Raw genomic sequence first — 12,705 nt, forward strand, 5'->3', positions numbered from 1 at the left:
ATACCAAATTTCAGAATTAAACATAAATTAAACATCTTCATGAAGACGAACCGTAAATCGACTTAATTGGAAAGCGATCCCCAATAAAGCTACAATAGCAGTAATAAAGGAAAACAACATGGCAGTAGATACTGATACATCTGCATCAAATGTAAAATACTGTGCTGCTTTCATAAACAACCACTCTCTTACTCCGATACCTGAAAAAGAAATTACACTCAATACCGCACTTATCAGGAATACGATAAAGTAAATCCAGATATCTTCTATATAAGTAAATGATTTCAAAATAAAATAAATAGATAAGAGTTGGGTAACCTGAACTCCTAAAGAATATACCAATGTTTTATAAAAGACTCTTTTAAATTCCGGAAAGAATTTTACAAAAAATATATTTGCTGTAATTATCGTAATAATAATCGCAGGAATAATGAATAGTTTATAAAATCCCGGAAGCAAGGGAAATGATAGGGCTTCAATCAGAATAATAATCGCCAAAAGTCCTGAAAGTCTATCGCAAAATACGGCTTTTGTCAATTTTTTAGTACTCCATTCAAATCTTTTATTAAGCAGATAAACTTTATAGGCATCTCCTCCTATTCCACCCGGAATGAAGAAATTGTAAAACATTCCTATCAGATAAAGTTTAAGATTGTCTATTTTATGAATAAAAAACTGATTCGCATGAAAATACAATAATAATCTTTGAGAAGAAATAACCTGTGACACCACGAATGTCATTAAAGCAATCAGTAAAAAATAATACTTGCTGGTTTTGATCAGCTCCCAAACATCTTTGAATGGTACTTTCCTGAAAACAAAATACAGTAATAATAGACTAATGCCTATTTTCAGAGAGGTGATGAGAATTTTCCTGAACTTTTTCAAAAAACAGATACTTTACGGATATTGAACGGACGTTTTTTCTGTGATTCGTAATACGTTTTCATCAACAGATCTATAATAATCCCCGTTGTAAATAACTGAATTCCTACAAAAACCAAAAGAATCCCCAAAATAAGTAATGGTCTTCCTCCAATTGAATGCCCTAAAAGCTTTGTAACAAGAAGATAAATATTAATCAGCATTCCTAATGCAAAGGTTGCGATTCCTATATTTCCAAATAAATAGATCGGTTTTTGAAGATATTTCTGGTTGAAAAGCAATAGGATAAGGTCATTGATAACTTTAGTGGTTCTTCCGATTCCGTATTTAGAAACTCCGAATTGTCTTGCATGGTGTTTTACGGGAACTTCGGCAATTCTTGCTCCGTTAATATGAGCATGAAGGGTAATAAATCTATGAGATTCACCATACAGATCAAGATTTTTAGCAGTATCGTTAGTGAAAACTTTTAAAGCACAACCATGATCTTTTACATTTAATTTAGTAGTTCTCCTGATAATAAAATTAGCTACTTTGGAAGGAAAAGTTCTTAGAAGATTATCTTGTCTTTTCTGACGTTTCCCGATTACCAGATCATATTCTCCTTCATCCATTTTATTTACCATCATCGGAATATCGGAAGGATCATTCTGCATATCACCATCCATCGTAATAATATAATCTCCTGTAGCATAATCTATTCCCGCCATTAAAGCCGAACTTTGACCATAATTTTTTTTCAGTTCTATCAAAACTACATGAGGAACTGCAATATCTTTAATGACTTTTACTGTTTTATCCGTAGAAAAATCATCAACCAAAATAAGCTCATAACGATAATTTTTCAGAACACTTTCAATAGCAGAAATAAGCAAAGGTGCATTTTCTTCTTCATTATAAAGCGGAACTACAACTGAATAAAACTTGTCAGGATTCATAGTTTAAAAATATTTGCAAAGATAATCGAAATTTCACATTACCTGTAAGATATTTAATGTTATCCATGTTGGTTTTAAATATCTTTGCAAAAAATATCCGAATTATGAAGAGCCAAAAATATTCTTACTATTTGCTTCTTATTGTAGGTGCTGTACTACTTTTTGCCCATTTGGGGAAATTGTATGTCGATATTATGGAGGCCAGAAATTTTGTTTCCGCAAGGGAAATGGCAGATGAAGGACACTGGATTTTCACTACCATGAACGGACTTCCCCGATATGAGAAACCCCCTTTACCTACGTGGCTGAGTGCATGGATGGGAGAAATTTTCAGTTTCGGAAACATCGGGGCATTAAGATTTCCTGCCGCTTTATCAAGCTTTCTTTTGGTTATATTTTTTTATAGAATAGTCAATTTCCTTTCAAATAATGCACGTCTTGCATTTATTTCTTCGATGGTTTTAATTACTAATTTTTTGGTAATCTATGTAGGAAGAAGGGCAAATTGGGATATTTACAGTTATAGTTTCATGGTGATTGGTATCTATTATTTTATTTTGGCTCTAAAAGATGTTAAAACTATTCCCAATTATCTTTTTGCCGGAGTTTTATTTGGTCTGTCTGTTTTAAGTAAAGGACCCACAGGACCATATGTATTATTAATTCCTCTTTATATCGGATATATTATTGTTTTCGGATGGCCAAAATGGAAAGAAATTCGGGGAATTGTTTTGTGTGCCGTTGTTACAGTTCTAATTGGTTTTTCATGGTACATATATATATATCTTGCTGATCCTGATACATTTATTACTATCATGGAAAAGGAAGCTACTGCAAGAGGAAATCGTGACGTAAAACCTTTTACTAGATATTTAAGTTTCCCTGTTCAGACCGGAGTCTGGATTTTATACAGTGTCATCGGACTTATTTTCCCAATGATCAAAAAAAGAACCGAACAGCCTAAAATCTATATGCTTTTCTTTTACTGGACATTATTTTCTTTAATTTTACTTTCATTAATTCCTTCGAAAAAAGAGCGTTACCTTTTCCCGATGATGGTTCCTTTGGCAGCTACTACAGGCTATTATCTTTATTTCTTATTCCAGAACTTTAACTTAAAAAGATGGGAGCTTAATTTAAATAAAGTCATCTTTACCATTCTGGGAACTGTAGCTTTAATGATTGGTATTGGTGTTTATTTTCTGCCTTTGGAAATCAGCTTTTATACTGTTTTATTTTCAGTTTCGGCTTTGATTGCAGCCGCCGGATTGTTTTATTTCATCTATATAAAGAGAAACTTTGAAAGTGCTTTTTACTCCGTCATTCTATTAATGACTGCAACCGGTATTTTCGGGATACCTGTTTTAGATAAAATGCTAAGTAATAATAAGAATTTTAAAAGCTTAACCAATATTAAAGGGAAACTGCAACATGAAAATGTAAAATTATATTCTTATTCGGAGTATTCTCCCGAAGTCTGGTTCAGATATCAGGAAATTCTACCCGAAATAAAAACCGAAGACCCTAAAACATTTCCCAAGGAAAAAGAATTCTATGTTGCGATGAACACGAATCAACCCGAATTTATAAAAAATCTTGAAGAATTAGGCTGGAAGGTTACTTATGTAGATACTTTTGATGATAATGAAGAAGCTCTTCCGTCAAAAAACTATACAGACCGGAAAATTCACTATGTTTATAAAATTATTAAATAAATAAAGCGCCGATTTCATCGGCGCTTTATTTATTACCTGTTAGTTTCTTTAGAAAAAATTTCTTTTACATTCAGAGGATTATAAACAATCAGGAACATAATGAGTGCAAATGCATATTCCCAAATCTCCCATTTTCTTGAGTGATTAATTGGCAGTAATATTAATGCCGTAGCAATAATAAATATAACGATGTGAACAGGTCTTGCCACTGAAATTCCAAATTTATCCAGTAATATTTTAATTTTTGGAGATCTGTTCCATAAAATCGGAAGAACCAAAAAATAAATTCCGAAGCAGATGGACATTAAATTGGAAAAGATCAGTTTATTCAATTTCACATCTCCTACTACCATATTGTGAAGGTTTGTTTCTTCCTGTGCATTATTTTCCTTAAAGAATTCAGAGGATTGTATATGGAAAATCCTTTGTCCCCAGGAAATTTCTTCACCACCACCGAAAAACAATCCCAAAGCCATTAAAAGCACGCCTACTTTCCATAAAGCGCCATAATATTTCTGATATTTAAAGAACTTTATCAGTAATGCAAAGCTTGTAAAAAATAAAAATGCCGACGTAAGATTTTCATAAAATCCATCTTCCTGAACCAGATATTCAAAATATGCCGAATCTGTAAAGTACACATAAATTGCATAAATAACAGTAATTAAAAGAATAAGAGAAATAATTTTCTCTAAAAGACTTAAATTTTTCATGAAGCAAATATAAGTAATCCTGAAGTTTAATTTATTACTTTTGTGGCTATGAATTTTATTAAAAATAATCTGGCAAATGCGATTACATTAGGAAATCTATTTTCCGGATGTATAGGAATTATTCATTTGGTTACCGGTGATTATCTGATAACTGCACTTTGCATTATCATTTCACTCGTTCTCGATTTTTTTGATGGTTTTGTGGCAAGGGCTTTGAAATCCAACTCCAATCTTGGTATTCAGCTCGATTCTCTTGCGGATATGGTAAGCTTTGGATTTTTGCCAGGACTAGCAATGTTCAAAATCCTAGAGCCTTTTAGAAATGATTTTTTTGGAATTGAATTACCTTTTGACATAAAATACTTCGGTTTTCTCATTACACTTTTTTCTTGCTTAAGATTAGCGATTTTTAATCTTGATGAAGAACAAAAATATTATTTCAAAGGATTAAATACTCCATCCAATACTATTTTGATTTTCGGAATTTATTTTGTGCTACAGACAGGCATTGGTTACCTACCACAAAGTGATCTTGCTTATCCTGTCCAAAATCAATTTGGAGGATTGAATATTAGTTTTAATTTTGGGCTGGAAATTTGGTTATTGTTGACCATCCTTTCATCCTGGCTTTTAATCAGCCCCATAAAAATGATTGCCATGAAATTCAAATCCATGAAGCTACAGGATAACTACCCGAAACTGGTTTTGCTTATTGGCGGAATTATTATTTTGATTGTATTTAAAACTGTCGGGATTCCATTACTTATCATTTATTATATCTTAGTATCTCTGATTTTCCAAAAACAGCTTAATTAAACATAGAAAACTGAAAATCAGTATATTTTATTATCAAATTAACCTATTCAAATAAAAATATGAATTTAAAACTCCATAAACCTCTTTGCATCTTTGATTTAGAAACTACCGGAACTAATATAGGGAAAGACAGAATTGTTGAAATCTGCATTTTAAAGGTGAATCCTGATGCATCCAGAGAGAGCAAAACATGGCGTGTGAATCCTGAAATGCCGATTCCTTTAGAAACAAGTCAGATTCATGGAATTTATGATGAAGATGTAAAAGATGCTCCTATTTTTAAAACCATCGCTCCAAAAGTAATGGAAATGATCTCCGGAACGGATTTGGGAGGTTTTAACTCCAACAGATTTGATGTTCCTGTTTTAGCTGAAGAACTTTTACGTGCCGGAATCGATTTTGATTTAACTAAATTTAAATTAGTTGACGCACAAACTATTTTTCATAAAAAAGAGCCTAGAAATCTTGGGGCAGCCTATCAGTTTTATTGTGGTAAAACCCTTGAAAATGCGCATTCCGCAGAAGCTGATGTAATGGCTACTTTTGATGTTCTGGACGCACAGGTTGGCAAATATGATGACATTCCGAATGAAATTGCAGCATTAAGCGAATATACTTTTTATAATAAAAATGCAGATTTAGCAGGTTTTATCGGGTTTAACGAAAAGATGGAAGAAGTTTTCAATTTCGGAAAATATAAAGGTCAGGGTGTGAAAGCTGTTTTTCAGAAAGACCTTGGCTATTTCGGATGGCTTCAGAATGCGGATTTCCCACTTTATACAAAGAAGGTTTTTACAAAAATCCAACTGTCCGGTAAATTTTAACAATGAGTGATTTAGTTAAGTTTAAGTTCTATGAAACTGCTCTTCAAGCTAACAGAGATAAGCAGATTTTAGCAGAAAATGGTATTAACAGCTTTATAGCAAACGAACTCCTAATCCAATCGGATTGGCTGCTTTCTCAGGCTGTTGGCGGAATCCAGCTGCAGGTTTTTGAAAAAGATCTGGAAAAAGCAGAACAAACCTTACGGGATTACAATGAAAATCAAGAATTTTCTTTAGAAGTGGAACATACCATTGAGAATCCTGAATTTGATTTTGTTTGCCCGAAATGTGGCTCCAATCATATTTACAGGGATGAAAAGCCAGGCGGTGTTTTTGGCCTAAGTCTCTTGTTCATAGGTATCCCCGTAAAGGTCCCTGCCAATTTATATCACTGTTATTATTGCGGGAATGAGTTTACCCATTAAAATAGGACATATGAGAAAACTATTGCTCACGATACTTTTTTTCATATCCATTTCAGTTTTCAGCCAGATAACAAAAGCTGATACATGGGATGAAGCACAGAAAATTGCCCTTTCAGAAAATAAAGATATTCTTATAGAATTTACAGGTTCCAGCTGGTGCAAACCATGCATCAGAATGGAAAAAGAAGTGATTAGTGATCCTAAATTCGAAGAGTTTGCAAAAGATAAATTTGTTCTTTTTGTTTTAGATCTACAAATGCCAATAAAAGTTGATTCTGAAAATTATCAAACTTTTGAGCGCTATAAAAAAATACATAATGTTAGCTTTTACCCTACTTATATTCTTACCGATTCCAATGGAAAAGAAAAAATAAGATTAAAAGGATATTACAGCCTAAACAATTTTATTAAAAAATTATCTAAATGAAAATAATCTGCATAGGAAGAAATTACAGCGAACACGCAAAAGAACTAGGAAACGAAATTCCTGACAGGCCGGTAATTTTTATGAAGCCGGATACAGCCGTTTTAAAGGGAAACGATTTTTACATTCCTGAATTCTCAGACGATATTCATTATGAGTTGGAAGTAGTGGTTAAAATTTCGAAAGGAGGAAAATACATCCAGAAAGAATCTGCCTATAAGCATTATGAGGAAATCGGTTTGGGAATAGATTTTACAGCAAGAGATCTCCAGAGTGATCTTAAATCGAAAGGTTTACCCTGGGAACTGGCAAAAGGCTTTGATGGCTCTGCCGTAATAAGCAGTTTCTTCAAAAAAGAAAAGTTCAATCTTGAATCGCTGAATTTTTCACTATTAAAAAATAAGGAAAAAGTACAGGACGGAAATACACAGGATATGATGTTCAGTATTGATGATATCATCACGTTCGTTTCACAGTACTTTACTTTGAGAGTGGGAGATCTTATTTTTACCGGAACTCCGAAAGGAGTCGGCAAGGTTAACGAAAACGATATTCTTGAAGCTTACCTGGAAGAGGATAAAGTTTTAGATTTAAGAATATTGTAATTTTTAAATTTTTCATTTATCTATTTTTTTCATACCTTTAAGAGACAAAATATGAAAATATGATAAATATAGTATTACCCGTAGATTTTGGGGAAAAAACAGATCAGCTGATAGATGGAGCCGTAAAGTTTGCAAAACAGGTCAATGGAAAAATAAATCTGATACATGTTGCTCCTACTGATATAGGTTTTGCTATTGGCGATATGGGATATCAATATTTTCCTGAGGTTGAAGAGAACGAAATCAGAGAAGAATTGGTACAGCTCAACAAACTTCAGCAAAGAGTTCTTGCTCATGATATAGATTGCGAGCACCTGTTGAAACAAGGGATTGCAAAAGATATCATTCTGGAGTATGCAAAAACCAAAAAAGCCGATTTTATTGTGATGGGATCACATGGAAGAAGCGGAATATATGACGTTTTTGTGGGAAGCTTAACTAAAGGACTTACCAAGAGTTCCCCTATTCCTGTCCTAGTTTTGCCTATTCATGAGTAATTATTTTAATCGTTAATAAAAAAAAAACCGATCAAATAATATATTTGATCGGTTTTTTACTATATAACCAATTAATTAACCTTCTTTTTTGTAGATTTTTGGATCGTAATAAGGATGTTTTCCTTCTGTAGGAGAAAAATATTCTTTGTCTTTATCTCCACCTAATTTTGCTACTAAAACATAGCACCAGTAAGTAAACAAAACACAGCAAACGATAAATAGTACCCAGTTCAAAACATTCCCAAACGCATCATAAAAACCGAAAGACCATTTGAAAACTTTACTTAAGAATAGAAAGAAAGACGTCATTATTTTCCTTTTTTAAATTAACTTTGCACAAATTTATAAAAAATGTTTAAATTACTTTCAAAAGAAAGCAATATTTTTTCGATTCCGGTCTATATTGTTTTTCTTCTTTTTATAGTAATCATATTTAACATACTGAATTTCAATACTTACGAAGCTATTATTGCCGGGATTACCTTCCTGGGAATTGCGTTGGCTTATTTTTGTTTTCACTCTATTGCACTTAATTATCAAACCCACCTCCCTTTATTTTTATATACATTTTTTATTTTCGGATTATATCCGGGCGGGCTGGACATAGGTATTGCCGTAGCACTGCTCACGAATTCATTTCTTTTGCTTCTTCTTACAAGTACGAATGAAGATTTAAGAAAAAAATCTTATGTACTGGTAGGTTCCATTGTAGCCCTTAATTTTATATTTCTTCCTACCACATGGCCCATGGCTATTTTCGTTATGATACACGTTATTGCAACTTCAGAACGAGTGGGCTTGAATATTATCAGATTTTTACTGGGAATCCTTCTTATTGCAATCAGTTATTTTTCTACGATGTACTTCTTGGATTTCACTACCTGGAACCCTGATTATTTCCCTTTTGGAAAAATGAAGATCATTACAGATTATCACGATATTTTTCCTTTAATTCCTATTGCGTTGCTTCTTATTTATGCTATATATGACCATTTCAGCAATTACAATAAAAAAAGTCCGATAAGCAGATATAAATATACGTTCTTACTGGTTTTTTCATTAGCGCAGCTGGTGACTATTATTCTGTATATGAATAAAAACTATGAGTACTTATTATTATTGGCATTTCCCTGCAGTATTATTTTAAGTAGAATGCTACGTTTCCTCCCGAAATACTGGATGCGGGAAGCGAGTTTGTGGCTTATCATCATAAGCCTGATTATGTTTAAAGCAGAAACATATTTTGATATATTTTAAAAGATTATGATTCAGATAGACGATAAATTAATTTCAGAGGATATATTTTCCGAAGAGTTTGTATGTAACCTTACCAAATGTAAGGGGGCATGTTGTGTGGAAGGAGATGTAGGTGCTCCGCTAGATAAAGATGAGCTTGAAATATTAGACAGTATTTTTGATAAAATAAAACCTTACTTAACACAGGAAGGAATAAAGGCACTTGAAGAACAAGGGACCTGGACCACAGATCCGTCGGACGGGATGTATGTAACCCCAATGGTTGAAGACCGTGAATGTGCTTATGTTACTTTTGACGAAAAAGGAATTACCAAATGTGGGATTGAAAAGGCCTATGAAGACGGTGCCATAGATTGGCAAAAACCTATTTCTTGCCACCTATACCCGATCAGGATTACAGAATATTCTACTTTTTCAGCTTTAAATTACCATGAATGGAATGTATGTAGTGATGCCTGCACTTTAGGAAAAGAATTGCAGGTTCCTGTTTATAAATTTTTAAAAACTCCGCTTACAAGAAAGTACGGTGAAGATTTTTACACGACTTTAAGTGAAGTTGCAGAAGAGTGGAAAAATGAGTATGGTTCTTAATTGATTTTGAGAACTAAAATAAAACCGCAGAAAATTTCTGCGGTTTTTTAATTGAATGTAAATCTATTGTTTAGTTGGCAACACTTGCTTTAATAGCTGCAGGTTTTCCGTCTTCTTTTTTAGTGTTTTCCCATCCGTCTTCCGGCATTAATGTAGCAATTACTCTGTTTTTCGTTAGATATTTTTTAGCAACATCCTGCAGATCTTTTACGGTAAGTGCCTTTACTTTCTCCTGATAGTTAAGGATGTCATATTTATCACTTCCATCCAGCTGATTTTTAGATAAAGCATTCACCCAGTAATTGTTGTCTTTTAAGTCCGTTTTATAGTCATTCAACTCCCCTTCTTTATATTTATCCAGGTCTTTTTGTTCAGGGCCTTTTTCAATAAGTTTCTGAAGCTCTGCAATCGCACTTTTCGTCAGTTTATCAGCATTTTCCGGCCCACAAGGGAAACTTACACTGAAGCTGTAATTACCGTAAGGAACTTTATACATTCCTCCTCTTGCTCCACCACCGTAGATACCACTCTCGTCTTCTCTCAGTTTTTCGATTACTTTAATTGTAGCTACTTCCCCTAAAGCTGAAAGTGCCAAAGCTTCCTTCTCATTGTAAGGCGTTTCTCCTGAATACACAATCTGCACCATACTTTTCGGATCTTTACCTTTTTTGTAGACTCTGGTATGATCTCCGCTAATAGATCTGTATCCTGTATCCTTAAAATTGGTAGTTTTTCCTGTGGTTGGTAAGCTTGCTATATATTGTAAAACTTCATTTTTAAATTTAGCTTCATCAATATTCCCTACGAAATAGAAATGGAAGTTTCCTGCATTAGCAAATTTCTCTTTGTAAATATCATACGCTTTTTTGTAATCTGTAGCCGCCCAATCTTTTTCCAGCGGAAGAATTCCTATGAATCTTGGATTTTTCTGGTTTGTAAACTTAGCATGTTCACTAGCAAAATAAGTCTGCGGATTTGATAAAAGATTATTCAGCATTGCAGACTGTTTCATCTTATAAGCATTAAAGGCTTCAGGGCTGTAGTTTAGACCTGTAAAATATGCGTAAGTAAGTTCTAGTGCCGTGCTTAAATCTTTTTGGTTTGTTCTACCGTATATACCTTCCAATGTACTGCTGATATATGGAGTAACACTCACCTGCTTTCCAGCAAGATAATTCGTAAGATCTGCTTTAGAGGCACCGCTAACGCCGGCTTCAGTCAAAGCCTGATAAGCAAACTGTGTCTTATTAAAATCCGCATCAGGAATTAAAGAGTTTCCTCCCAAACTTCTTGCTGAAAATACGATTTCATCATCTTTGAAATCTGTTTTTTTAAAGGTAACTTTTACTCCGTTGCTCAACGTCCAGGTTGTTGTTCCCAACTTTTCATCTGTTTCAGTTTTCGCGATCTTACCTTCTGATTTAAATGGTTTTACCAGGTTTTTAATCGTTGCTTTTTCTTCATAAGGCTTAATATCTGCCATTTTTACAGATTCAAAAGCATTAAGAACCATTGCTTCGGTAGGCATTTTAACATTATCCTTTTTAGGACCTGTGATTACAATAACCCTGCTGTCATCTTTCACAAATTTCTTGATGATATCGTTGGTTTGTGCTAATGTAACACTTGGTAAAAACGCTTTTGTATCTTCATATTCCCAGGTAATTCCCGGCATAGGTTCCTGCTCCAAAAAGTTTCTTACATACTCATCTACAAGCATATAACTTTCTGTCTTATCCCTGTTATTATAAGAATTTTCAACATTGGATAAAACCTGAGATTTTGCCCTGTCAAGCTCAGATTGGGTAAATCCGAATTTCTTTGCTCTTTCCACTTCTGTTAAAAGTACAGTAAGCGCATTCAACTGATCTCCCTCTTTCGTCATAGCAAACCCCTGAAAAGCTTCTTTTGTTCTTGCATAAGTTCCTCCATGATAAACCGAACCGTAAGTGAAAGGAGGATTATTTGAATTGATCAGTTCTCTCAGCCTGTTATTCAACATTGTAGTCGCCAGATTCTTAATCAGGCTCTGATTGTATTGTTCAATCGTTACATCAGGCGTATACGCTTCCGAATCTTTCATAATGAACTGAACTCTGGAGCTTGTAGCATCCGGATCCGTTTCTATAGCCACTAATGTTTCTTTGTGATTAGGCAGATCAAAAATCTTTCTTTCTTTTGGTTTAGCAGGATTTTTATATTTGCTAAAGTTGTCTTTTATCTTTTTTTCAACTTCATCTACATTGATGTCTCCTACCACTACAATTGCCATTAGATCAGGTCTGTACCAATCCTGATGAAATTTCCTGATCACATCTGGCTTAAAGTTTTCCAACACCTCTTTTTTTCCTATCGGAAGTCTGTTGGCATATTGAGAATTGTATAGCAGTTTAGGCAGGTATTTATCAGACATTCTTTTATCCGCACCCAAACCTAGTCTTAATTCTTCCAGTACCACGCCTCTTTCTTTGTTAATTTGTTCATCAGAAAGTGTCGCATTGAAAGCCCAGTCTTCCATCACTTTAAGACCAGAATCAAGATTACCCGGCTTATCTAAAGGTACAGGGAGCATATACACTGTTTCATCAAAACTCGTATAAGCATTAAGGTGTTGCCCGAACTTTACCCCTATTGACTGTAAAAAATCAACCAGTTTATTATCCGGAAAATTTTTAGTTCCGTTAAAGTTCATGTGCTCCATAAAGTGCGCAAGACCTCTTTGGTTTTCGTCTTCCAGAATAGATCCTGCATTGATCGCCAATCTGAAATCTACTTTCTTTTCCGGTAAATTATTTTTCTTAATGTAATACTTCATTCCATTGGAAAGAGTCCCGATTCTCACAGAAGGATCTGCTGGAATATTCTGAGCAAAACCATTTGCAGATGCGAAGAAGATCACTGCAAATGAAAATAACATTTTCTTCATTGTATTAATTATTAATTTTTTTCGGGGTAAAAATATCAATTATTCACAACGCTAGGAAATGTTTTATTCTTATTTAAAGTTAAAGTTGA

At 33.8% G+C, this 12,705-nt stretch carries 14 protein-coding genes; 9 read left to right on the plus strand and 5 right to left on the minus strand.

The features are described 5' to 3' along the window. Positions 1-27: 27 nt before the first annotated feature. A complete protein-coding gene (locus MKS83_RS09285; RefSeq protein WP_240582928.1) occupies positions 28-888 on the minus strand; it encodes a lysylphosphatidylglycerol synthase transmembrane domain-containing protein in 861 nt (286 codons plus the stop codon). Then, positions 885-1,823, minus strand: coding sequence for a glycosyltransferase family 2 protein (locus MKS83_RS09290; RefSeq protein ID WP_240582929.1), 939 nt, complete (start codon positions 1,821-1,823; stop codon positions 885-887). The genes MKS83_RS09285 and MKS83_RS09290 overlap by 4 nt, the downstream gene beginning before the upstream one ends. Positions 1,824-1,927: 104 nt before the next feature. Here MKS83_RS09290 and MKS83_RS09295 point away from each other — a divergent pair, with 104 nt between their 5' ends. Then, complete coding sequence (locus MKS83_RS09295) at positions 1,928-3,538, plus strand: ArnT family glycosyltransferase (protein ID WP_240582930.1); 1,611 nt, start codon at positions 1,928-1,930, stop codon at positions 3,536-3,538. A 32-nt stretch (positions 3,539-3,570) separates the two neighbouring features. On the opposite strand, the gene MKS83_RS09300 is transcribed toward MKS83_RS09295, so the two are convergent. Further along, positions 3,571-4,251 carry a hypothetical protein gene (locus MKS83_RS09300; protein WP_240582931.1) on the minus strand — a complete coding sequence of 227 codons (681 nt, stop codon included), beginning with the start codon at positions 4,249-4,251 and terminating at the stop codon, positions 3,571-3,573. 48 nt (positions 4,252-4,299) lie between these two features. Here MKS83_RS09300 and MKS83_RS09305 point away from each other — a divergent pair, with 48 nt between their 5' ends. From MKS83_RS09305 to MKS83_RS09330, 6 genes are read left to right on the plus strand one after another with little or no spacing between them, the layout of a single operon-like run. Then, the gene (locus tag MKS83_RS09305; RefSeq protein ID WP_240582932.1) at positions 4,300-5,067 is read left to right on the plus strand and encodes a CDP-alcohol phosphatidyltransferase family protein; all 768 of its coding nucleotides are present in this window, start codon (positions 4,300-4,302) and stop codon (positions 5,065-5,067) included. Between the two features lie 59 nt (positions 5,068-5,126). After that, positions 5,127-5,891 carry a 3'-5' exonuclease gene (locus tag MKS83_RS09310; protein WP_240582933.1) on the plus strand — a complete coding sequence of 255 codons (765 nt, stop codon included), beginning with the start codon at positions 5,127-5,129 and terminating at the stop codon, positions 5,889-5,891. 2 nt (positions 5,892-5,893) lie between these two features. Further along, complete coding sequence (locus tag MKS83_RS09315) at positions 5,894-6,316, plus strand: DUF2007 domain-containing protein (RefSeq protein ID WP_240582934.1); 423 nt, start codon at positions 5,894-5,896, stop codon at positions 6,314-6,316. 10 nt (positions 6,317-6,326) lie between these two features. Continuing rightward, a complete protein-coding gene (locus MKS83_RS09320; protein ID WP_240582935.1) occupies positions 6,327-6,743 on the plus strand; it encodes a thioredoxin family protein in 417 nt (138 codons plus the stop codon). Continuing rightward, positions 6,740-7,345 (plus strand): fumarylacetoacetate hydrolase family protein, encoded by a 606-nt coding sequence (locus MKS83_RS09325; RefSeq protein ID WP_240582936.1) that lies wholly within the window; start codon positions 6,740-6,742, stop codon positions 7,343-7,345. The genes MKS83_RS09320 and MKS83_RS09325 overlap by 4 nt, the downstream gene beginning before the upstream one ends. Before the next feature lie 59 nt (positions 7,346-7,404). Beyond that, on the plus strand, positions 7,405-7,842 hold the full coding sequence (locus tag MKS83_RS09330; protein ID WP_100376589.1) for a universal stress protein: 438 nt from the start codon (positions 7,405-7,407) through the stop codon (positions 7,840-7,842). A 75-nt stretch (positions 7,843-7,917) separates the two neighbouring features. On the opposite strand, the gene MKS83_RS09335 is transcribed toward MKS83_RS09330, so the two are convergent. Beyond that, positions 7,918-8,151, minus strand: coding sequence for a DUF6341 family protein (locus MKS83_RS09335; protein ID WP_100376590.1), 234 nt, complete (start codon positions 8,149-8,151; stop codon positions 7,918-7,920). A 42-nt stretch (positions 8,152-8,193) separates the two neighbouring features. Between MKS83_RS09335 and MKS83_RS09340 the strand changes: the two genes are divergently transcribed. Both MKS83_RS09340 and MKS83_RS09345 read left to right on the plus strand, forming a co-directional pair. Further along, the gene (locus MKS83_RS09340) at positions 8,194-9,099 is read left to right on the plus strand and encodes a DUF6427 family protein (protein ID WP_240582937.1); all 906 of its coding nucleotides are present in this window, start codon (positions 8,194-8,196) and stop codon (positions 9,097-9,099) included. A 6-nt stretch (positions 9,100-9,105) separates the two neighbouring features. After that, entirely contained in the window at positions 9,106-9,690 is a 585-nt protein-coding gene (locus MKS83_RS09345; RefSeq protein ID WP_240582938.1) for a DUF3109 family protein, read from the plus strand. 70 nt (positions 9,691-9,760) lie between these two features. Here the strand turns inward: MKS83_RS09345 and MKS83_RS09350 are convergent, their stop codons facing one another. Beyond that, positions 9,761-12,616, minus strand: a complete 2,856-nt coding sequence (locus MKS83_RS09350; protein ID WP_240582939.1) for a M16 family metallopeptidase — start codon at positions 12,614-12,616, stop codon at positions 9,761-9,763. Positions 12,617-12,705: the final 89 nt, after the last annotated feature.

It is taken from the genome of Chryseobacterium sp. Y16C (assembly GCF_022488405.1).
GTDB classification, from domain to species: Bacteria; Bacteroidota; Bacteroidia; order Flavobacteriales; family Weeksellaceae; genus Chryseobacterium; species Chryseobacterium geocarposphaerae.